Origin of the sequence: Paracoccus sigandri (assembly GCF_003709565.1) — a bacterium.
GTDB lineage: Bacteria > Pseudomonadota > Alphaproteobacteria > Rhodobacterales > Rhodobacteraceae > Paracoccus > Paracoccus siganidrum.
Genome location: NZ_QNRC01000043.1, coordinates 1 through 22,122 on the forward strand (window position 1 = coordinate 1; position 22,122 = coordinate 22,122).

Genomic DNA, 22,122 nt, shown 5'->3' on the forward strand with positions numbered 1-22,122 from the left:
GCTCGACGATATACTGGCTGAAGGTCTCGGCGAAGCCCGAGAGCGGCCGGGCCAGGACCCACATGCGCATCCCCTGCCAGCCGGGCAGGAGGCTGGTGACGATGTCGCGCATGGTGCTGGACGGGATGACCGCATAGGCCTCGGTGAAGACCGCCGTGTCGGTGGTCAGGTCGCTCTGCGGCGGAAGGCCGGTGGCGGGGCCCGCGTAGCGGGCTTCGTCGGCGGGCGCGGCGGGGGTGCCCTTGGGGGAGTGGCTGTTCATTTCAGGACCTCTTTCAGGCGAAGCTCGCCGATGCGCATGACCTGCCGTTCGGCCTCGCCGCGTTCCGTCGCGGTGTCGTTTTCCAGGCGGCGCTGCATGGCGGCGAGGATGCCCGGCTTGTCATGGTCGCGCACCGCGATGATGAAGGGAAAGCCGTGGCGGGCGACATAGGCCTCGTTCAGGCGGGTGAAGGTGGTGCGTTCCTCGTCGGTCAGGCTGTCCAGGCCGGCGCTGGCCTGTTCGGCGGTGCTGTCGGCGGTCAGGCGCCTGGCCTGGGCCAGCTTGCCGGCCAGATCGGGGTGTGCGGTCAGCACGCCCAGCCGTTCCTGGTCGCTGGCGGCGCGGAAGATCTGCGCCATCCGCGCGGCAAGCCCGGCGGCCGAATCATGGACCGCGCCCATCTCGGCGTCCCAGACGCGCTCGGCGATGAAGGGCGAATGTTCGTAGATGCCGCCGAATTTCTGCACGAATTCCTCGCGATCCATCTGCGAGGGGCGCAGGGTCTCGCGCCAGGGATGGGTCTCGGCCCAGTGGCGGGCGATGTCCAGCCGGCTGGCGAACCAGACCCCCTCATGGGCGCGGGCATGTTCCAGGAATTTCTGCACCGCGATGGCCCGGCCGGGACGGCCCGCCAGGCGGCAATGCAGCCCGATCGACATCATCTTCGGCGCGCCCGCCACGCCCTCGGCATAGAGCACGTCGAAGCTGTCGCGCAGGTAATCCAGGAATTCCTGGCCGGTGCCGAAGCCCTGGCCGCTGGAAAAGCGCATGTCGTTGGCATCCATCGTATAGGGCACCATCAACTGCGGCCGACCCTTGTGGACATGCCAATAGGGCAGGTCGTCGGCGATGGTATCGGCCAGATAGTCGAAGCCGCCTTCCTCGCAGCCCAGCTCGACCGTGTTCATCGAGCAGCGGCCCTGATAGAAGCCGCGCGGCCGCTCGCCGGTGATGCGGCGGTGCAGCTCGATCGCCTGCGCGATATGCTCGGCCTCGACCTCGCGGGGGATGTCGCGGTAGTCGATCCATTTCAGCCCGTGGGTCGCGATCTCCCACCCGGCGGCCTGCATGGCGGCGACCTGTTCGGGGCTGCGCTCCAGCGCGGTGGCGACGCCATAGACGGTGACGGGGATGTCGCTGAGCAGCCGGTAGAGCCGCCAGAACCCCGCCCGCGCGCCATAGTCGTAGATCGATTCCATGTTCCAGTGGCGCTTGCCCAGCCAGGGTTGGGCGCCGATGATCTCGGACAGGAAGGCCTCGGAGGCGGCGTCGCCATGCTCGATGCTGTTCTCGCCGCCTTCCTCGTAGTTGACGACGATCTGGACCGCGATCCTGGCGCCGCCTGGCCATTGCGGATCGGGGGCGGTTTCTCCATATCCTCGCAAATCGCGGCTGTAGCGCATCGGTGGATCTCCCATATGGTGCAGTCATGCCAGAGAAGCGCGCAGTTGCCGTTCGGGCAAGCCCGCCAAGTCGAAATTCTGTATCAAGAAAACCGAGAAGATGGCAGGTTGGCTTTCAAGCGATCGTTGAAAGACTCGCGCGGCTGCGCGGATTGATAGCCGATGGCTGTTGGTTGATAGAATTTTCTTATGGCGGCAGAGCGCCGTAAGGAGGAGGATGGATGGAAAGCTACTTCAAGCTTGCCGAGCATGGCAGCAGTATCCGCACCGAGGTCATCGCAGGGATTACCACATTCCTGACCATGGCCTATATCATTTTCGTCAACCCCGACATCCTGTCGACGACCGGCATGGACCGCAACGCGGTCTTCGTGGCGACCTGCCTTGCCGCGGCGCTGGGATCGGCGATCATGGGGTTGTGGGCGAACTGGCCCATCGCCATGGCGCCCGGCATGGGGCTGAACGCCTTCTTCGCCTTCACCGTGGTGGGCATGATGGGCTTCACCTGGCAGCAGGCGCTGGGGGCGGTGTTCATTTCGGGCCTGATCTTCCTGTTCCTGACCGTCACCGGCCTCAGACGCTGGCTGATCGCGGGGATTCCGGCCTCGATGCGCAGCGCCATCGCCGCCGGGATCGGGATGTTCCTGGCGATCATCGCGATGAAGTCCTCGGGGCTGATCGTGGCCAGCGAGGCGACCTTCGTCACGCTTGGCGACCTGACCGCGACCGGCACGCTGCTGACCATCCTGGGTTTCTTCATCATCGTGGCGCTGGACGCGCTGAAGGTGACCGGCGCGATCCTGATCGGCATCCTGGTGGTCACCGTCGCCGCGATCTTCCTGGGCGTCAGCGAGTTCGGCGGGGTCATGTCCATGCCGCCCTCGATCGCGCCGACCTTCATGCAGCTTGACGTCGCGGGGGCGCTGACCGTCGGCATCTTCCAGGTCGTGCTGGTGCTGGTGCTGGTCGAGGTCTTCGACGCCACCGGCACGCTGATCGGCGTCGCCAAGCGCGCCGGGCTGCTGACCGAGGGGCCGACCCACAAGAACAAGAACCTGGGCCGCGCGCTGATGGCCGATTCGACCGCGATCACCGCCGGCTCGCTTCTGGGGACCTCGTCGACCACCGCCTATGTCGAAAGCGCCTCGGGCGTGCAGGCGGGCGGGCGCACCGGGCTGACCGCGCTGGTGGTGGCGGGGCTGTTCCTGCTGGCGATGTTCTTCGCGCCGCTGGCGGGATCGGTGCCGGCCTATGCGACCGCGCCGGCGCTGCTCTATGTCGCGACGCTGATGATGCGCGAACTGGCCGAGGTCAGCTGGGACGACGTGACCGAGGCCGCGCCCGCCGCGCTGACCGCGCTGGCCATGCCCTTCACCTATTCGATCGCCAACGGCCTGGCCTTCGGCTTCATCAGCTATGCGCTGATCAAGCTTCTGACCGGCAAGGCGCGCGAGGTCCATGCCGCGACCTGGATCGTCGCCGGCCTGTTCGTGATCAAGTTCGCCTTCTTCGGCGGGCATTGAGAGAAAAGCCCCCCGCGCGTCCGAAAGGGCGCGCGGGGGCGGTCTGGTGGGGCGGTTGCGGATCTTCGACCAAGGCGGGGGGCCTCGGGACATCGCCGTCATTGCGGTATATGACCGACAGGTCCTGACCAGATCGGCGAGGCGAAGGTGTTCCCGACTGATACCGTCTTTTTCTACGCGCAGACCGACGCATTCTCGGAGTTCTCGAACTTCGCACCCTACGGCGTCGCTCTGGACGACGCATGGTGGCCCACCGTGGAACACTACTTCCAGGCGCAGAAGTTCGAGGATTCCCGATACCGCGAGCGTATCCGGCGCGCGCATCGGCCCAAGGACGCCAAGGCGCTGGGGATGACACGCTCGCTGCCGCTGCGGGCGGATTGGGAAAGCGTCAAGGATGGCATCATGTATCGCGCGGTGAAGACGAAGTTCCGGACGCATGTGCGCCTGGCGCAGCTTCTGCTGTCAACCGGCGACAGGCTGATCGTCGAAAATGCCCCGATGGATGCCTATTGGGGCTGCGGCCCGGACGGATCGGGTCAAAACAGGCTTGGTCAGATCCTGATGCGCGTGCGCGGCGAACTTCGGGCCGACGGGTGATGACGGGTGATGACGGGTGATGACGGGTGATGACGGGTGATGACGGGTGATCCTGGGGCGTGATGACCGCCACCGCAACCGCCATCCCTACCGTTCCGCCCCCAGCGCCTGCGACAGCTCGCTTGCCGCCGCGGCCACGGTCGCCCCCAAGGTCTTCACATGCTCCTGCCCGATGCGGTGCGTCGGGCCGCTGACCGAGATGCCGGCCACCGCCTCGCCCGACAGATCGAAGACCGGGGCGGCGATGCAGCGCATCCCGCGGGTGCGTTCCTCGTCGTCGAAGGAAAAGCCGCGGGTGCGGATCCGGGCCATGTCCTCGGCCAGGGCCTCGACGGTGATCAGCGTCTTGTCGGTGAAGCGTTGCAGCCCGGCGCCGGCCAGCAGGGCGCGCGCGGTCTCGGGGCGGCCGAAGGCCAGCAGCGCCTTGCCGATCCCCGAGGCATGCAGCGGCGAGCGGGTGCCGGGCGGGAAGAAGGCGCGGATCGTCTCATGCGTCTCGGCCTGGCTGACGAACAGCACGGAATCGCCGTTCAGGATGCCCAGATTCGCGGTTTCCCCGGTATGTTCCATCAGCGCGCGCAGCACCGGCCGGGCGCGCTCGACAATGCCCGAGCGCCGCATGAAGGCCGAGCCCAGCCGGAAGGTCGCCGGCCCGATATGCCAGGTCTGGGTCGCCGGATCGCTTTCCGCCACGCCCCGCGCGGCCAGCGTATGCAGCACCCGATGCACGGTCGAGGGCGACTGCTCCATCTTCTCGGCCACCTCGCTCAGCGTCAGGCCGGGATGGGCGGCCAGAAGGTCCAGGATGTCCAGCGCCCGGTCCAGCGCCTGGATGGTGCCTGAGGCCTCGGGGGCACTGCGCGGACGGCCGCGGCGGCGGGTCGGCTCGGTCATTTTCAATCTCCGCTTAACTTAGCCTTGTCTTGATGATGAAAATCGCCCGCGACAAGTGAAAAATCGCAAGTCTCTGGAAAGACGGTATAATCCACTATATTTCCGTCTGTCAAAAAATTTTTCCAAAAAAATTGTGACATTGCGCCCCACGGGGTATGTTGTCGATAACTCGCAGGAGGAGTTCCGATGACCAGCCAGAATCCCGTTTTCATTCCCGGCCCGACCAACATCCCCGAGGTCCTGCGCAAGGCCGTGGACATGCCCACGATCGACCATCGCAGCCCGCTGTTCGGCAAGATCCTTCACCCCGCGCTGGCAGGCGTGAAGAAGGTGCTGAAATCCACCGAGGCCGAGGTCTTCGTCTTCCCCTCGACCGGCACCGGCGGCTGGGAAACCGCGATCACCAACACGCTGTCGCCGGGCGACAAGGTGCTGGCCGCCCGCAATGGCATGTTCAGCCATCGCTGGATCGACATGTGCCAGCGCCACGGGCTGGACGTGCAGGTCGTCATGCAGGAATGGGGCGAGGGCGTCCCCGCCGACCGCTTCGAGGAGATCCTGACCGCCGACAAGGGCCACGAGATCAAGGTCGTCCTGGCCACGCATAACGAGACCGCGACCGGCGTGCGCAGCGACATCGCTGCCGTCCGCCGCGCGTTGGACGCGGCCGGCCACCCGGCGCTGCTGTTCGTCGACGGGGTCAGCTCGATCGGCTGCTATGACTTCCGCATGGACGAATGGGGCGTCGACATCGCCGTCACGGGCAGCCAGAAGGGCTTCATGCTGCCGCCGGGCCTGGCGATCGTCGGCTTCTCGCCCAGGGCGATGGCGGCGGTCGAGGGCGCGAAGCTGCCGCGCACCTTCTTCGACATCCGCGACATGGCCAAGGGCTATGCCGTCAACGGCTTCCCCTATACCCCGCCGGTCGGGCTGCTGAACGGGCTGAACGTCGCCTGCGACATGCTGCTGGAAGAGGGGCTGGAGAACGTCTTCGCCCGCCACCACCGCATCGCCGAGGGCGTGCGCAAGGCGGTCGCGGCCTGGGGACTGAAGCTGTGCGCCCTGCGGCCGGAACTGTATTCCGACAGCGTCAGCGCCATCCGCGTGCCGGAAGGCTTCGATGCCAACCTGATCGTCAGCCATGCGCTGAACACCTATGGCGTGGCCTTCGGCACCGGCCTGGGCGATGTCGCGGGCAAGGTGTTCCGCATCGGCCACCTGGGCAGCCTGACCGACGTCATGGCGCTGTCGGGGATCGCCACGGCGGAAATGGTCATGGCCGACCTGGGCCTGCCGGTCCAGCTGGGCTCGGGCGTTGCCGCCGCGCAGGAACATTACCGCGCCAGCGCCGCCGGGGCGCAGCAAAAGGCCGCGTGATGAAGGACAGCGACATGTATATCCCGACCTACGAGGACATGCTGGCCGCGCATGAGCGCATCAAGCCGCATATCCGGCGCACGCCGGTCCGCACGTCGGACTATCTGAACGAGCTTGCCGGCGCGCAGCTGTTCTTCAAATGCGAGAATTTCCAGGAGCCGGGGGCCTTCAAGGTCCGCGGCGCCACCAATGCGGTCTTCGGGCTGGACGAGGCGCAGGCGGCCAAGGGGGTTGCCACGCACAGCTCGGGCAACCATGCGTCCTGCCTGTCCTATGCGGCCATGCTGCGCGGCATTCCCTGCAACGTGGTCATGCCGCGCACCGCGCCGCAGGCCAAGAAGGACACGGTGCGCCGCTATGGCGGCAGGATCACAGAATGCGAGCCCTCGACCAGCTCGCGCGAGGAGACCTTCGCCAAGGTCCAGGCCGAGACGGGCGGCGATTTCGTCCATCCCTACAACGATCCCCGCGTGATCGCGGGCCAGGGGACCTGCTCGAAGGAATTCGTCGAGCAGGTGGACGGGCTCGATGCCGTGGTGGCCCCCATCGGCGGCGGCGGGATGATCTCGGGCACCTGCCTGACGCTCTCGACGCTGGCGCCCGAGGTGAAGGTGATCGCGGCCGAGCCCGAGCAGGCCGACGACGCCTATCGCAGCTTCAAGGCCGGCCATATCATCGCCGACGATGCGCCGAAGACCGTCGCCGACGGGCTTCTGGTGCCGCTGAAGGACCTGACCTGGCATTTCGTCAAGAACCATGTCCACGAGATCTATACCGCGTCGGATCAGGAGATCGTCGACGCGATGAAGCTGATCTGGAAGCACCTGCGGATCGTGATGGAGCCCTCCAGCGCCGTGCCGCTGGCCACGATCCTGAAGAATCCCGAAGCCTTTGCCGGCCAGCGCGTCGGCATCATCGTCACCGGCGGCAATGTCGATCTCGACAAGCTGCCCTGGAATTGAGGAGGAGAGGACCATGAACGCACCCACCACCTTCGAAGGTCTCGAAGTCGGCTATGACGTTCCCGCCCTGCCGGGGATGGACGAGAAGGACATCCAGACGCCCTGTCTGATCCTCGATCTGGACGCGCTGGAGCGCAACATCAAGAAGATGGGCGACTATGCCAAGGCGCATGGAATGCGCCACCGCGCCCATGGCAAGATGCACAAGTCCGTGGACGTGCTGAAGCTGCAGGAAAGCCTGGGCGGCGCCGTCGGCGTCTGCTGCCAGAAGGTCAGCGAGGCCGAGGTCTTCGTGCGCGGCGGCATCAAGGACGTGCTGGTGTCGAACCAGGTGCGCGACCCGCTGAAGATCGACCGCCTGGCCCGCCTGCCGAAGCTGGGCAGCCGGATCATCGTCTGCGTCGATGACGTGGCGAACGTGGCCGACCTGTCGGCGGCGGCCCAGAAGCACGGCACGACCATCGAGTGTTTCGTGGAAATCGACTGCGGCGCCGGCCGCTGCGGCGTGAAGACGACGCCCGAGGTGGTCGAGATCGCGCGTGCCATCGACGCGGCGCCGGGGCTGAAATTCACCGGCATCCAGGCCTATCAGGGCGCGATGCAGCACATGGACAGCTATGAGGACCGCAAGGCCAAGCTGGACGCGGCGATCGCGCAGGTGACGGATGCGGTCGAGGCGTTGAAGGCCGAGGGGCTGGAGCCGGAACTGGTCTCGGGCGGCGGCACCGGCAGCTATTATTTCGAAAGCAATTCGGGGGTCTACAACGAATTGCAATGCGGCAGCTATGCCTTCATGGATGCCGATTACGGCCGCATCCACGACGCCGAGGGCAAGCGCATCGACGCCGGCGAATGGGAAAACGCGCTGTTCATCCTGACCAGCGTCATGTCCCACGCCAAGCCGAACCTGGCCGTGGTCGATGCGGGCCTGAAGGCGCAGTCGGTCGATAGCGGGCTGCCCTTCGTCTATGGCCGCGACGACGTGAAATACATCAAGTGCAGCGACGAGCATGGCGTCGTGGACGATCCGAACGGCGTCCTGAAGGTCAACGAGAAGCTGCGGCTGGTGCCCGGCCATTGCGACCCGACCTGCAACGTCCATGACTGGTATGTCGGCGTGCGCAACGGCAAGGTCGAGACGCTCTGGCCGGTCTCGGCGCGCGGGAAGGCCTATTGATGTGGGTCGTCGCTGAAAAGGACATCGCCGGGCTGATGACCCCCGAGGCCGCCTTCGACGCGGTCGAGGCGGTCTTCGCCGCGATGGCGCGCGGGGATGCCTGGAACTTCCCCGTCGTGCGCGAGGCCATCGGCCACGAGGACGCGCTTTACGGCTTCAAGGGCGGGTTTGATGCAAGCGGGCTGACCCTTGGCCTGAAGGCGGGCGGATACTGGCCGAACAACCAGAAGCACGAGCTGATCAACCATCAGTCCACGGTGTTCCTGTTCGACCCCGATACCGGGCGCGTCGCGGCGGCGGTGGGCGGCAACTTGCTGACCGCCCTGCGCACCGCCGCCGCAAGCGCGGTTTCCAGCAAATACCTGGCGCCGAAAGGGGCAAAGGTGCTGGGCATGGTCGGGGCCGGGCATCAGGCGCATTTCCAGATGCGCGCCGCCGTCCGCTTCGGCAATTTCGAGCGGATCGTCGGCTGGAACCCGCATCCCGAGATGCTGGGCCGGCTGGCCGATACCGCGGCCGAGCTGGGCCTGCCCTTCGAGGCGGTCGAGCTGGACCGGCTGGGCGCGGAGGCCGACGTGATCGTCTCGATCACCTCGTCCTTCTCGCCCCTGTTGATGGACGGCCATGTGAAGGGGCCGACCCATATCGCCGCGATGGGCACCGACACCAAGGGCAAGCAGGAGCTTGACCCGGCGCTGGTGGCCCGTGCCCGGCTTTTCACCGATGAGGTTGCCCAATCGCTCAGCATCGGCGAATTCCAGCACGCCGCGGCGCAGAAAACCATTTCCGACAGCGATGTCACCGCGTTAGGCCGGGTCATTACCGGCGATCACGAGGGACGTGGCGATGCGGAGATCACCATCTTCGACGGCACCGGGGTCGGGCTGCAGGATCTTGCAGTCGCGGGTGCCGTCGTCGAACTGGCGCGACAGCAAGGGAAGGCCGTTCGCGTCGAGATCTGACAGAAATCTGACATCAGTGGAAAGGGAGGTCCGCCATGTCTGATGCAAGCATTGCCACCGGCGGCAATGCGGGGGTTCATCCTGTGGATGAACGCCTGCCGACCGGCAAGCTCATCACTCTAGGGTTCCAGCATGTGCTGGTCATGTATGCAGGCGCCATCGCGGTGCCGTTGATCGTCGGGCGGGCGCTGCAGCTCTCGCCCTCCGAAGTCGCGTTCCTGATCTCGGCCGATCTGTTCGTCTGCGGTCTTGCGACGCTGATCCAGAGCCTGGGGATGACCCAGTATTTCGGGATCAAGCTGCCGGTGATGATGGGCGTGACCTTCGCCGCCGTCGGCCCAATGGTGGCCATCGCCACCCAGATGCCGGGGCAGGAAGGGGCGCGCGCGCTGTTCGGCGCGATCATCGCCGCCGGGTTCATCTCGATCTTCATCGCGCCGATCATCAGCCGGATGCTGCGCTTCTTCCCGCCGGTGGTGACGGGAACGGTGATCCTGGCCATCGGCGTCAGCCTGATGCCCATCGGCATCAACTGGATCTTCGGGCTGCAGGTCGGGCCGACCGCGCCGAAGCTGGTCGATCCCGAGCTGCAGGCCTGGCTGAACGACGCGGTCGCGGCGGGCGGCGTGCCCGAGGGGGTGCAGCTGGCGCCGACGGTGCCGAACCCGCTCTATGCCTCGGGGCAGAACATCATGATCGCGGTGCTGGTCCTCGGCACGATCCTGATGGTGTCGCGCTTCGCCAAGGGCTTTCTGGCCAATATCGCCGTGCTGGTCGGCATCGCCGTCGGCGGCATCACGGCCGGGCTGTTCGGCATGATGGATTTCCACCATGTCGGCGAGGCCAGCTGGTTCGCGATCATCAAGCCGCTGCATTTCGGTTTCCCGATCTTCGACCCGATCATGATCCTGACCATGGTGCTGGTGATGATCGTGGTGATGATCGAATCGACCGGCATGTTCCTGGCGCTGTCGGACATGTGCCAGAAGCCGATCAACCAGAAGTCGCTGGCGGCGGGGCTGCGCGCCGATGGCCTGGGCACGATGCTGGGCGGGTTCTTCAACACCTTCCCCTATACGTCCTTCTCGCAGAATGTCGGGCTGGTCGGCGTGACCGGCGTGCGCTCGCGCTTCGTCTGCGTGGCGGGCGGGTTGATCATGATCGTGCTGGGGCTGACCCCGAAGATGGGCGCGCTGGTCGAATCGCTGCCGACGACGGTTCTGGGCGGCGCCGGGCTGGTGATGTTCGGCATGGTCGCGGCGACCGGGGTCAGGATCCTGTCGCGGGTGGATTTCGCCACCAACCGGCACAACCTGTTCATCGTCGCGATCTCGATCGGCATGGCGATGATCCCGCTGGTGGCGCCGAACTTCCTGCAATGGATGCCGCATGGGATCCACCCGCTGATCCATTCCGGCATCCTGCTGGCGGCGATCTCGGCGGTGCTGCTGAACTACTTCTACAACGGCGCGCCGCACCAGGACGAGGAAGAGCTGCGCGCGGCAGGCAAGCTTGCCGACCATTGATCCAAGGGAAAGGGCGGCCGCTTGGCCGCCCTTGCGCCTTTCTGCCAAGGCCCTCCGTGCTGATGCCCGGAGGGTCTTGTCCCATTTTGGTGGCGTGGAATGATTTTTTACGGAATCTATAGACTGCCTTGTCTTCGGGCCCTCTCGCCTGTGCGCGAGGATGGGTTATCAAGAAAACGGCGATAATGAGGGGAGGCCACGATGCCAGGTTACCTGACCACCCATGTGCTGGACACCGCCCGAGGCCGCCCGGCCGAGGGAATGCAGGTGGTGCTGTTCCGTCTGGAGAACGGGCAGCGGACCGAGCTTGCGCGGATGCGCACCAACCATGACGGGCGCACCGACCGGCAGATCCTGCCGGAGACGGACTTCGCGACCGGCACCTACGAGCTGGAATTCCATGCGGGCGACTGGATGGACGCGACCGGGATCGAACCCGAAAACCCGCGTTTCCTGGACGTGATCCCGATCCGCTTCGGCATGTCGCAGCAGGACCATTACCATGTGCCGTTGCTGGTCTCGCCCTTCGGGTTTTCCACCTATCGGGGGAGCTGAGCCATGATGCACCTGATCCCCGATCACATCATCATCTGGGAATGGGCGGCCTTCGCGATCCGCTGGCTGCATGTCATCACCGCCATCGCCTGGATCGGATCGTCCTTCTATTTCGTCGCGCTGGACCTAGGCCTGGTCAAGGCGCCCGGCCTGCCCAAGGGCGCCCATGGCGAGGAATGGCAGGTCCATGGCGGCGGCTTCTACCATATCCAGAAATACCTGGTCGCGCCCGAGCGGATGCCCGAGCACCTGACCTGGTTCAAATGGGAAAGCTATGCCACCTGGCTGTCGGGCGCGGCGCTTCTGATGGTCACCTACTGGGCGGGCGCGAACCTCTACCTGATCGACCCGGCCAAGATCGAGCTGTCCACCTGGCAGGCGATCCTGATCTCGGGCGGGTCGCTGGCGATCGGCTGGCTGATCTACGACACGCTGTGCAAGTCGAAGCTGGGCGAGACGCCGACCGTGCTGATGCTCTTGCTGTTCGTGGCGCTGGTCGTCATGGGCTGGGGCTACAACCAGGTCTTCACCGGCCGCGCCGCGCTGCTGCACCTGGGCGCCTTCACCGCGACGATCATGACCGCCAACGTGTTCCTGGTCATCATGCCGAACCAGCGCATCGTGGTGGCGGACCTGAAGGCCGGCCGCGCGCCGGACCCGAAATACGGCAAGATCGCCAAGCTGCGGTCGACGCATAATAACTATCTGACGCTGCCGGTCATCTTCCTGATGCTGTCGAACCACTATCCGCTGGCCTTCGCCAGCGAATACAACTGGCTGATCGCGGCGCTGATCTTCCTGATGGGCGTGACCATCCGGCATTTCTTCAACACCATGCACGCGCGGCAGGGCTATCGCTGGTGGACCTGGGCGGTGACCTCGGTGCTGTTCGTCGCGATCATGTGGCTCAGCGCGCTGGGGCTGAACCAGGAAAGCTATGAAGAGGCCGAGGCCCGCGCCCTGACCCCCATCGAGACGAAATTCGCCGAGGCCGAGGGCTTCGACCGGGTGGCCGACATCATTGTCGGCCGCTGCTCGATGTGCCACGCGCGCGAGCCGGTCTTCGAGGGCATCCATCACGCGCCCAAGGGGGTGTTCCTGGAAACCCGCGGCGACATCGCCCGCCTCGCGCGCGAGATCTATGTGCAGTCGGGCCTGACCGATGCCATGCCGCCCGCGAACATCACATGGATGGAACAGGAAGAGCGCCAGCAGGTGATCCGCTGGTTCCGGCAGGTCGGCGGGCTGTCGCTGGCGGGGCTCTAGCCGCCCGCGACCCGTCCTCCTCCGATCCGACGGCCCCTTGCAGATCATCTGCCGGGGCCTTTTTCGTTCGCGGCCCCGCGTCAGAAGACCCGCTTCAGTTCTCGCACGGCGAAATCGGCGAACATGCGGACCTTGGGGTCCTGCAGGCGGCGATGCGGGGTCAGGCAGCCGAACTGCGCGGGCAGGGGGGGCGTGGCGGGCAGGATCTCGACCAGGCGGCCGTCCCTGAGGTCCTGGATCACCTCGTAGCGGGGGCGGTTGGCGATGCCTTCGCCCGCCAGCGCCCAGCTGGTCAGCACGTCGCCGTCATCGGTGTCGAAACGCCCGCCCACCATCATCTTGCGCGGCCCGTCCTCGGTCTGCAGCACCCAGAAATATTCCGGGCTGCGCGGATAGCGCAGCAGCAGGCAGTTGTGATCGGCCAGGTCCTCGGGCCGGGCCGGCGTGCCGTGGCGGGCCAGATAGTCGGGCGAGGCGACCAGCATCCGCGGGCAATCCGCGATCTTGCGCCATTTCAGCGCCGAATCGGCCGGTTCCCCCAGGAAGAAGGCCAGGTCGATGGCGTCCTCGACGATGTTGACGTTGCGGTCCGACAGGCGCAGCCGGATGTCGACGCCGGGATTGTCGCTGCAGAAGGGCGGGATCAGCGGCGCGATCAGCCTGCGCCCCAGCCCCAAGGGCGCGGTCAGCCGAATCACCCCCTGCGGCTTGCCGGAAAAGCTGCTGACCATCGCCTCGGCCTCGTCCAGCGTGTCGATGACGCGGCGGGCATGGTCATAGAAGGCGCGGCCGATCTCGGTCGCGGTCAGCTTGCGGGTGGTGCGGTTCAGCAGCCGCACGCCGAAGCGATTTTCAAGATCCTTGATACGATTCGAGGCAACTGCCGGGGAAAGGCGCAGATCCCTGCCTCCGGCGGTGATCGAGCCCAGTTCGACCACACGGACAAAGACGCGAAGGCTTTCGAGATAGGACATGGTGCTGGGCCGCTTTCAATGATTCATGTAAAGTCTTCCGTGTCGGGACCGATTTCGCAACGGTTTTTTCCGGCCTAGGCTGAGGGACGGGTTCAAAGCCACGAGGAATGCCATGACACCCTGCCTGCGTTTTCTGCTGAACGACCGCGAGATCCGGCTGAGCGATGTCGGTACCTCCGACACGCTTCTGGACCATCTGCGCATCGACCGCCGCCTGACCGGCACCAAGGAGGGCTGCGCCGAGGGCGATTGCGGCGCCTGCACGGTGCTTCTGGGGCAGCTGACCGACCAGGGGCTGATCTACGAGCCGATCAATGCCTGCATCCGCTTCCTGGCGTCCTGCCACGGCTGCCACATCGTCACCGTCGAGCATCTGAAGGGCCCCGATGGCGGGCTGCACCCGGTCCAGAAGGCGATGGTGGAACATCACGGCAGCCAGTGCGGCTTCTGCACGCCGGGCATCGTGATGTCGCTTTATGGCCTGTGGATGAGCAATCCGCAGGCCGGCGTGACCGAGATCGAGACCGCGCTGCAGGGCAACCTGTGCCGCTGCACCGGCTACGAGCCGATCATCAAGGCCGCCCTGGCGGCGGGCCGCGAAGGCGGGCAGGCGATGGACGCGCTGGCCGTCGAGCGCGAGGCGGTCGCCGCGCGGCTGCGCGCGATGCAGGGCGAGCGGGTCGAGCTGAGCCGGGGCGGCGAACGCGCCATCATCCCCGCCGATGTGGACGATCTGGCCGCCGTGCTGGAGGAAAACCCGAAGGCGACCATCGTGGCGGGTTCCACCGATGTCGGGCTGTGGGTGACGAAATTCCTGCGCGACATCTCTCCGGCGGTGTTCATCGGCCATCTGATGAAAGAGATCAGCGTCGCGGAGGGCGAGATCCGCCTTGGCGCCGGCGTGACCTATTCCGAGGCCGGGCCGGTCATCCGCCAGCATCTGCCGCAGGCCTATGACTATATCCTGCGGATCGGCGGCTGGCAGGTGCGCAATATGGGCACGATCGGCGCCAATATCGCCAACGGCTCGCCCATCGGCGACACGCCGCCCTTGCTGATCGCGCTGGGGGCGCGGATCGTGCTGCGCAAGGGCGCGGCGCGCCGCGAGGTGGCGCTTCAGGATTTCTTCATCGAATACGGCAAGCAGGACCGCGCGCCCGGCGAGTTCGTGGAAACGGTGATCATCCCGATCCGGTCCGATGCCCGCGTCGCCGCCTACAAGGTCAGCAAGCGCCGCGACAGCGACATCACCGCCGTGGCCGCCGGCTTTTGCGTGACGGTTGAAAATGGTATCATCACGGATGCGCGCGTGGCCTTCGGGGGCATGGCGGGCACGCCGAAACGCGCCGCGGGCGCCGAGGCCGCGCTGGCCGGCCAGCCCTTCGCCGCCGCCGCCTTCGAGGCCGCCGCGAAGGCCGTCGCGGATGACTTCCAGCCCCTGTCCGACTGGCGCGCCAGCGCCGACTATCGCCGGGCCGTGGCCTCGAACCTGTTCCGCCGCTTCTGGCTGGAACAATCCGAGCCGGGCCTGCCCGTGCGCCTGAAACATGCGGTGGGAGAATGACGATGAAAGACGAAACCACCATTCGCGGCCTTGCCCATACCGACACGATCCACGATTCCGCGATCAAGCAGGTCCAGGGCCGCGCCGAATATACCGACGACCTGGCCGAGCCGCATGGCCTGTTGCACGCCTATCTGGGCCTGTCGCAATGCGCCCATGGCCGGATCCTGTCGATGGACCTGGACGCCGTGCGCGCCGCGCCGGGGGTGGTCGACGTGCTGACCGCCGCCGACATTCCGGGGGAAAACGACGTCTCGCCCAATGGCAAGCATGACGATCCGATCTTCGCCGACGGCCAGGTGCTGTTCTGGGGCCAGCCGGTCTTCGCCGTGATCGCCGAGACCCGCGACCAGGCCCGCCGCGCCGCCCACCTGGCGAAGATCGAATACGAGGCGCTCCCGCATGCGCTGGACCCCATCGCCGCGCGCGATGCCGACATGGGCTATGTGACCGAGCCGCTGACCCTGCGCCGGGGCGATGCCGACCGGGGGCTGGCCACCAGCCCGCGCCGGATCAAGGGCCGCTTCGCCATCGGCGGCCAGGACCATTTCTACCTGGAGGGCCAGATCGCCATGGCCGTGCCGGGCGAGGACGAGGACGTGATCATCAACGTCTCGACCCAGCACCCGTCCGAGGTGCAGCACATGGTCGCCCATGCGCTGCAGGTGCCCAGCCATTCGGTCGTCGTGAACGTGCGCCGCATGGGCGGCGGCTTCGGCGGCAAGGAAACGCAGATGAACCTGTTCGCCTGCGTCGCCGCCATCGCCGCGAAGAAATGGAACCGCGCGGTGAAGATCCGCCCCGACCGCGACGACGACATGACCGCCACCGGCAAGCGCCACGATTTCGTCGTCGATTACGAGGTCGGCTTCGACGATGACGGCCGCATCCTCGCGGTCTCGGGCGACTGGTATGCGCGCTGCGGCTTTTCGGCCGACCTGTCGGGGCCGGTGACCGACCGGGCGCTGTTTCACTGCGACAACGCCTATTACTACCCCGATGTCCGGGTCAGCAGCCACCCGATGAAGACCAACACGGTCAGCAACACCGCCTTCCGCGGCTTCGGCGGCCCGCAGGGGGTGATCGTGGCCGAACGCATTGTCGAGGAAATCGCCTATGCGCTTGGCCGCGACCCGCTGGAGATCCGCAAGCTGAACCTCTACAGGAACGGCCAGCTGACCCCCTATCACCAGGAGGTCACCGACCAGATCCTGCCCCGCATCTTCCAGGAGTTGGAGGCCGACAGCGACTATCACGCCCGCCGCCAGGCAGTGCTGGACTGGAACGCGCGGGCCGCGCGCGAGGGCGGCGTGATCCGCAAGGGCATCGCGCTGACCCCGGTCAAGTTCGGCATCAGCTTCACCGCCACCTGGTTCAACCAGGCCGGCGCGCTGATCCATGTCTATTCCGACGGCTCGATCGCGCTGAACCATGGCGGCACCGAGATGGGCCAGGGGCTGAACACCAAGGTCGCCCAGGTCGTGGCCGAGGCCTTCCAATGCGACATCTCGCGCATCAAGATCACCCGGACGACGACCGAGAAGGTGCCCAATACCTCGGCCACGGCGGCCTCCTCGGGGACCGACCTGAACGGCATGGCGGCGCTGGACGCGGCCGAGCAGATCAAGGCGCGGCTGATCGATTTCGTCGCCGAACGCTGGCAGGCCCCGCGCGAGGACGTGAAATTCGTCCCCGGCCATATCCGCGCGGGCGACCGCGACATCCCGTGGGGCGAGGTGATCCACGCCGCCTACATGGCGCGCATCCACCTGTCGGCGGCGGGCTTCTACAAGACGCCCAAGATCCACTGGGACCGCGCGACCGGCCAGGGGCGGCCCTTCTACTACTACGCTTACGGCGCCGCTGTGGCCGAGGTCTCGGTCGATACGCTGACCGGCGAATATGTCATCGACCGCGCCGACGTGATCCATGACGTGGGCCGCTCGCTGAACCCGGCCATCGACAAGGGCCAGGTCGAGGGCGCCTTCGTGCAGGGCACCGGCTGGCTGACCTGCGAGGAACTGTGGTGGGACGACAAGGGCCGGCTGCGCACTCACGCGCCCTCGACCTACAAGATCCCGCTGGCCTCGGACAAGCCGCGCATCTTCAACGTGAAGCTGGCCGACTGGTCGGAAAACAGCGAACGCAGCATCAAGCGCTCCAAGGCCGTGGGCGAGCCGCCCTTCATGCTGGGCATCTGCGTTTTCGAGGCGATCAACATGGCGGTGGCGTCCTTCACCGACTATCGCCAACCCGCCCGGCTGGACGCGCCGGCCACGCCCGAGCGCGTGCTGATGGCGATCGAGAAGCTCAGGACATGATCCGGGTCCGGGTCATATCCGCCCGCGGCTCCACCCCGCGCGAGGCGGGCGCCGAGATGTTCGTGGCGCGGGGCAGCGTCACCGGCACCATCGGCGGCGGCCAGCTGGAATACATGGCCATCGACCGGGCCCGGCAGATGCTGGAACGCGGTGAAGCCAGCGCGCAGATGGACATCCCGCTCGGCCCCGAGATCGGCCAGTGCTGCGGCGGCCGCGTGGTTCTGCAACTCGACCGCGAAGGCCCGGAACCGCAGGCCCATCCCGAGGTGCTGATCTTCGGGGCGGGCCATGTCGGCCGCGCCCTCGCGCAGGCCCTCCAGCCGCTGCCGGTCAACGCCACCCTCTTCGACCAGCGCGCCGAGGAACTGGCGCAGGCCGCCCCCGGCATCGCCACCCGCCTGACGGCCCTGCCCGAATCCGAGATCCGCGCCGCGGCGCCAGGCAGCGCCGTGGTCATCCTGACCCATGACCACGCGCTGGACTTCCTCCTGGCCGCCGAGGCGTTGGAGCGGGCCGATCTGGCCTATCTGGGCATGATCGGAAGCGCCACGAAACGCGCGCAGTTCTCCCGCTTCGCGCGGGCCCGTGGCCTCGACCCCGCGCCGCTGATCTGCCCCATCGGCGCGGGGTTTTCCCGCGACAAGCGCCCCGCCGTCATCGCCGCCTTCACCGCCGCCGAACTGATCGCGCGGCTGACCGCCACTTCTTCGTTGAAAAAATACCCATGCGACATCTGATCCGGGGCCGTGTCCTCGACTTTTACGCCGACCCGACCGAAACCGAGGACAACCACCGCTATCTGGAGGACGGGGCGATCCTGGTCCAGGACGGGCTGATCGTCGCGGTGGACGATTACGCCAAACTGGCCGAGCCCGGCCTGCCCGAGACCGACCACCGCCCGAACCTGATCCTGCCGGGCTTCATCGACACCCATATCCATTTCCCGCAGGTCCAGGTGATCGCCAGCTGGGGCGCGCAGCTTCTGGACTGGCTGAACACCTATACCTTCCCCGAAGAGGCCCGCTTCGCCCGCCAGGGCCACGCCCCCGCCATGGCCGAGGCCTTCCTCGACCTCTTGACGGCCCATGGCACCACCACCGCGGTCGCCTTCTGCTCGGTCCATCCGCAATCGGCCGAGGCGCTGTTCGCGGCGGCCGAATCCCGCAACATGGCGATGATCGCCGGCAAGGTGATGATGGACCGCAACGCCCCGGCCGAGGTCCTGGACACGCCGCAGCAGGGCTATGACGACAGCAAGGCGCTGATCGCGAAATGGCACGGGCGCGGCCGCCAGCGCTATGCCGTCACGCCGCGCTTCGCGATCACCTCGACGCCCGAGCAGATGGAGATGGCCGGCCAGCTGGCGCGCGAACATCCCGACTGCCATGTCCAGACCCACCTGTCCGAGAACCTGGAAGAAATCGAGTTCACCCTGTCGCTCTATCCGCAGGCCCGCGACTACCTGGACATCTACGAAACCTACGGGCTGCTGTCGGACAGGCTGCTGCTGGGCCATTCGATCCACCTGCGCCCGCGCGAGATCGCGCGGATGGCCGAGACCGGCAGCCGGGCGGTGTTCTGCCCGACCTCGAACCTGTTCCTGGGCTCGGGCCTCTTCGACGAGGGCGGGTTGCGCGCGGCGGGCGTGGTCAGCGGCATCGCCACCGATGTCGGCGGCGGCACCAGCTATTCGATGCTGCAGACGCTGAACGAGGGCTACAAGATCCTGCAGCTGCGCGACCAGAAGCTGCATCCGCTGTCGGCCTTCCACTGGGCGACGCGCGGCAATGCGCTGGCCCTCGGCATGGCCGACCGCATCGGCACGCTGGCGCCGGGCAGCGATGCCGACCTGGTGGTGCTGGACGCCCGCGCAACGCCCGCCATGGCCCTGCGCATGGAACGCGCCCAGACCCTGGCCGAGGAGCTGTTCATCCTGCAGATCCTGGGCGACGACCGCAGCATCGCGCAGACCTATGTGGCCGGACAGGCCATGAAGACGGCGGGCTAGGGGGCTGCCAAAGAAAGGATGACCTTGCGCAAGCGACAGCGATAGCCTGCGCAAGGCCGTCAGGCGGAATATGCGCGGCGGCGTGATTTGCCTCGGCAGATCGGCGACGTCCCGGCGATGGTAGATGCGCGAACGAACCCCGGCCGGGACAATCCCCCGTGCTTCAAGGCGCTGTCGGAGAGTGTCCCAGTCCAGCCGCGCCCTGATACCCAAGGTGCGAAAACTGATGAAGCGCTTGTGAACCGCCTGCCGGCCGGTGGCAGTTAGTTGCAACTGATCGCCGCCACGCGGCCCCGTATCTGGCGGAAGGGCAAGCCCATGCGCCGGACGAACGTCGTCAGTTCGGCAGAGCGCAACCCTTGTGAACCGGCGAAGATGTCTAAGGAAATCGCCTCACCCTCACGTCCGACATTGACCAGCACCGAGGCAAATCCGGATCATTGCAAGTACTTGCCGATGCGAGGCAAACGGCCATCCCGGATTCGTTCGATCACCTCGGGAACCGTCAGCTTCAGCCTCATGGCCGCCTCCGCCAGGCTGCACTAGTCACGCATCGCGACATAAACCGGATCAGTCCGCTTCGACAGATGATCGCAATGGGTGAACCGGGTGATCGGCGCATCGAGCCATGGAAACGCCGCTGGTCTAGCGGTCGCCTGACCCGTGCTCGCTATGCGCCTCGACCTCGGCCTCAACCCGTTCATGTCGCGCGGGCTGGCAACAAAATGCCGATAATACACATCAAGATTGTCGGGTTTTTGCCGACCGGAACCCTGCGGGGTTGGTGTTGACGCCGAGGGATGAGACCCTTCCCTCACCTTGGGCCCTATGTCCATCGACGCATCGAGGAGGCCAGGTCATGACGACCAGAATAACCGGAAGTGAAGGCGGCGATCACCTCGTGGTGTGGGGAGATGACGACCGATATATCATCAACACGCAGTATGGACGAGATTTCGTAGACGTATCAGGGGTCTCCGCCGAATATGTGACCCTGCAATTCTATGACGGAAACGATACCGTCCAAGGGGGCGATGCGCGGCACACGGTCAGTTTCTTTGGCGGCGGGAACACGATCACCACCGGGGCGGGGAACGACACGTTCTACAATCACGGCGTCGGCGCGGGAAATGTCATCCACGCAGGCGCCGGGGTGGACCGCTTCTCTGTGGATGGCAGGGGAGCATTCGTGAACCTGGGCGAAGGGAATGTTTCCATCCGCTCCATGCATACGGGGATCATGTATGATTATGAAGTCTCGGGCGTGGAGAATATCCTTGGAACGGCATATGACGACATAATCGTCGGCAGCGAAGGTGAAAACAGCCTGATGGGAAACACAGGAGACGACTTGCTATCCGGCAGGGGCGGAAATGACATCCTGGACGGCTGGGATGAGATGCCGGGAGGCGGCGGAAACGATACCCTTGTCGGCGGTTATGGATCCGACACGATCACCTCGGGCCATGGTCACGACGTCATTCGAATAGACCGCCTGGCGGAAAGCCGACCGGGGCATGAGGATGTCATCACCGACCTGAGCGCAAGCGATGTCATTGATCTGTCGCGGATCGATGCCGATCTGGACGCGAGCGGAAACCAGGGCTTCGATTTCATCGGGGAGGACGATTTTTCGGGGACTGCGGGCGAGTTGAGATTTGAACTCAGCGGCCCGGACGTGATTGTCTTTGCCGACGCGGATGGCGACGCAATTGCCGACATGTCGATCATATTGAACGATCTCAACCTGCTGACCGAGGATAGCTTCATCCTCTAGGGTCAGGATGCATTGATTTTCGTTGCGTTGCGTGATTCACGGCTGCGCAAACGGAGCGGTGACATGAGCGATCTTTTCTGGCTGAGCGACGTGCAGATGGCGCGTCTGGAGCCGTTCTTTCCGAAGTCGCACGGCAAGCCAAGGGTCGACGACCGGCGGGTGTTGAGCGGAATTATCTTCATCAATCGCAACGGGTTGCGCTGGCGAGACGCCCCGAAAGCCTATGGGCCACACAAGACGCTCTACAGCCGGTGGAAGCGCTGGAGCGAGAAAGGCGTCTTCGCGCGGATGATGGCCGGGCTCGCTGCCGGACATGGCGAGAAAAAGACCGTCATGATCGACGCGACGTATCTGAAAGCACAGCGCACCGCGACCAGCATGGCCGCGACAAAGGGGGGCGTGGTCGCCTGATCGGTCGAACCAAAGGCGGAATGAACACCAAGCTTCACGCCATCTGCGACAGCCAAGGGCGACCGATCGACCTGTTCGTCACCGCTGGGCAGGTCAGCGACTACACCGGTGCGCGGGCGCTGCTCGGCAGCCTGCCAAAGGTCGAATGGCTGCTCGGGGATCGCGGCTATGACGCCGACTGGTTCCGGGAAGCGTTGCAGGACAAAGGGATACACGCATGCATCCCCGGGCGAAAGCAACGCAAGACACCCGTCAGATACGACAAGCGCCGATACAAGCGGCGAAATCGTATCGAGATCATGTGCGGAAGGCTCAAGGACCGGAGGCGCGTGGCAACCCGCTATGACCGCTGTCCGAAGGTATTCCTCTCAGCCATCGCCCTCGCCGCAACCGTCATTTACTGGTTATGAACCCTGACCCTAGGTTCTGTGGCCTCTTGGGATTCCCTATTCTGAGGAAAGATGATTCAAGGTTTCTGTTGCAGGAGGTTTGCGATGGGAGTGTTGGATCGGCTTGTGCTGTCGGACGGGCAATGGAATCGGATTTCCGGCCATATCATC

Annotated in this window: 18 protein-coding genes and 2 pseudogenes; 16 read left to right on the forward strand and 4 right to left on the reverse strand. The window is 65.7% G+C overall.

Annotated elements, in window-relative coordinates:
* Together C9E82_RS21670 and puuE are read right to left on the reverse strand one after the other, a co-directional pair.
* Nucleotides 1–262, reverse strand: a pseudogene (locus C9E82_RS21670) ((S)-ureidoglycine aminohydrolase); the annotation flags it as partial.
* Nucleotides 259–1,665, reverse strand: a complete 1,407-nt coding sequence (gene puuE / locus C9E82_RS21675) for an allantoinase PuuE (RefSeq protein ID WP_119899578.1) — start codon at nt 1,663–1,665, stop codon at nt 259–261. The pseudogene C9E82_RS21670 and the gene puuE, both read right to left, overlap by 4 nt.
* Nucleotides 1,666–1,886: 221 nt before the next feature.
* On the opposite strand from puuE, the gene C9E82_RS21680 reads away from it, so the two are divergent.
* Entirely contained in the window at nt 1,887–3,188 is a 1,302-nt protein-coding gene (locus C9E82_RS21680; protein ID WP_119899576.1) for an NCS2 family permease, read from the forward strand.
* A 147-nt stretch (nt 3,189–3,335) separates the two neighbouring features.
* On the forward strand, nt 3,336–3,788 hold the full coding sequence (locus C9E82_RS21685; protein WP_119899574.1) for an NADAR family protein: 453 nt from the start codon (nt 3,336–3,338) through the stop codon (nt 3,786–3,788).
* An 87-nt stretch (nt 3,789–3,875) separates the two neighbouring features.
* Here C9E82_RS21685 and bhcR read toward each other — a convergent pair whose 3' ends face one another.
* Nucleotides 3,876–4,682: an HTH-type transcriptional regulator BhcR gene (gene bhcR, locus C9E82_RS21690; RefSeq protein WP_119899572.1), complete on the reverse strand. Its 807-nt coding sequence runs from the start codon at nt 4,680–4,682 to the stop codon at nt 3,876–3,878.
* A 186-nt stretch (nt 4,683–4,868) separates the two neighbouring features.
* Between bhcR and bhcA the strand changes: the two genes are divergently transcribed.
* The 7 genes from bhcA to C9E82_RS21725 all read left to right on the forward strand — a co-directional run bounded on the left by bhcA (nt 4,869) and on the right by C9E82_RS21725 (nt 12,507).
* Complete coding sequence (bhcA, locus tag C9E82_RS21695; protein WP_119899570.1) at nt 4,869–6,059, forward strand: L-aspartate--glyoxylate aminotransferase BhcA; 1,191 nt, start codon at nt 4,869–4,871, stop codon at nt 6,057–6,059.
* Entirely contained in the window at nt 6,059–7,021 is a 963-nt protein-coding gene (bhcB, locus tag C9E82_RS21700; protein WP_119899567.1) for a beta-hydroxyaspartate dehydratase BhcB, read from the forward strand. Before bhcA ends, bhcB begins: the two co-directional genes overlap by 1 nt.
* A 13-nt stretch (nt 7,022–7,034) precedes the next feature.
* On the forward strand, nt 7,035–8,198 hold the full coding sequence (gene bhcC, locus C9E82_RS21705; protein ID WP_119899565.1) for a 3-hydroxy-D-aspartate aldolase BhcC: 1,164 nt from the start codon (nt 7,035–7,037) through the stop codon (nt 8,196–8,198).
* Nucleotides 8,198–9,160, forward strand: a complete 963-nt coding sequence (gene bhcD / locus C9E82_RS21710) for an iminosuccinate reductase BhcD (RefSeq protein ID WP_119899562.1) — start codon at nt 8,198–8,200, stop codon at nt 9,158–9,160. The genes bhcC and bhcD overlap by 1 nt, the downstream gene beginning before the upstream one ends.
* A 35-nt stretch (nt 9,161–9,195) precedes the next feature.
* Nucleotides 9,196–10,686: a nucleobase:cation symporter-2 family protein gene (locus C9E82_RS21715; RefSeq protein ID WP_119899560.1), complete on the forward strand. Its 1,491-nt coding sequence runs from the start codon at nt 9,196–9,198 to the stop codon at nt 10,684–10,686.
* A gap of 201 nt (nt 10,687–10,887) precedes the next feature.
* Entirely contained in the window at nt 10,888–11,241 is a 354-nt protein-coding gene (gene uraH, locus C9E82_RS21720) for a hydroxyisourate hydrolase (RefSeq protein WP_119899558.1), read from the forward strand.
* 3 nt (nt 11,242–11,244) lie between these two features.
* Nucleotides 11,245–12,507: a urate hydroxylase PuuD gene (locus tag C9E82_RS21725; RefSeq protein ID WP_420849842.1), complete on the forward strand. Its 1,263-nt coding sequence runs from the start codon at nt 11,245–11,247 to the stop codon at nt 12,505–12,507.
* An 80-nt stretch (nt 12,508–12,587) separates the two neighbouring features.
* Here the strand turns inward: C9E82_RS21725 and C9E82_RS21730 are convergent, their stop codons facing one another.
* Nucleotides 12,588–13,481, reverse strand: a complete 894-nt coding sequence (locus C9E82_RS21730; RefSeq protein ID WP_119899556.1) for a LysR family transcriptional regulator — start codon at nt 13,479–13,481, stop codon at nt 12,588–12,590.
* Between the two features lie 112 nt (nt 13,482–13,593).
* Here C9E82_RS21730 and xdhA point away from each other — a divergent pair, with 112 nt between their 5' ends.
* From xdhA to C9E82_RS21760, 7 genes and pseudogenes are all read left to right on the forward strand, one after another.
* The gene (xdhA, locus tag C9E82_RS21735; protein ID WP_119899553.1) at nt 13,594–15,045 is read left to right on the forward strand and encodes a xanthine dehydrogenase small subunit; all 1,452 of its coding nucleotides are present in this window, start codon (nt 13,594–13,596) and stop codon (nt 15,043–15,045) included.
* Between the two features lie 2 nt (nt 15,046–15,047).
* Entirely contained in the window at nt 15,048–17,366 is a 2,319-nt protein-coding gene (xdhB, locus tag C9E82_RS21740; RefSeq protein WP_119899551.1) for a xanthine dehydrogenase molybdopterin binding subunit, read from the forward strand.
* On the forward strand, nt 17,363–18,103 hold the full coding sequence (xdhC, locus tag C9E82_RS21745; protein WP_119899548.1) for a xanthine dehydrogenase accessory protein XdhC: 741 nt from the start codon (nt 17,363–17,365) through the stop codon (nt 18,101–18,103). The genes xdhB and xdhC overlap by 4 nt, the downstream gene beginning before the upstream one ends.
* Complete coding sequence (gene guaD, locus C9E82_RS21750; protein ID WP_119899546.1) at nt 18,091–19,374, forward strand: guanine deaminase; 1,284 nt, start codon at nt 18,091–18,093, stop codon at nt 19,372–19,374. Before xdhC ends, guaD begins: the two co-directional genes overlap by 13 nt.
* An 859-nt stretch (nt 19,375–20,233) precedes the next feature.
* On the forward strand, nt 20,234–21,151 hold the full coding sequence (locus tag C9E82_RS21755; RefSeq protein WP_119899544.1) for a calcium-binding protein: 918 nt from the start codon (nt 20,234–20,236) through the stop codon (nt 21,149–21,151).
* A gap of 96 nt (nt 21,152–21,247) precedes the next feature.
* Nucleotides 21,248–21,385 (forward strand): annotated as a pseudogene (locus C9E82_RS25150) (transposase); the annotation flags it as partial.
* A gap of 17 nt (nt 21,386–21,402) precedes the next feature.
* A complete protein-coding gene (locus tag C9E82_RS21760) occupies nt 21,403–21,972 on the forward strand; it encodes an IS5 family transposase (protein WP_240643612.1) in 570 nt (189 codons plus the stop codon).
* Nucleotides 21,973–22,122 lie beyond the last annotated feature (150 nt).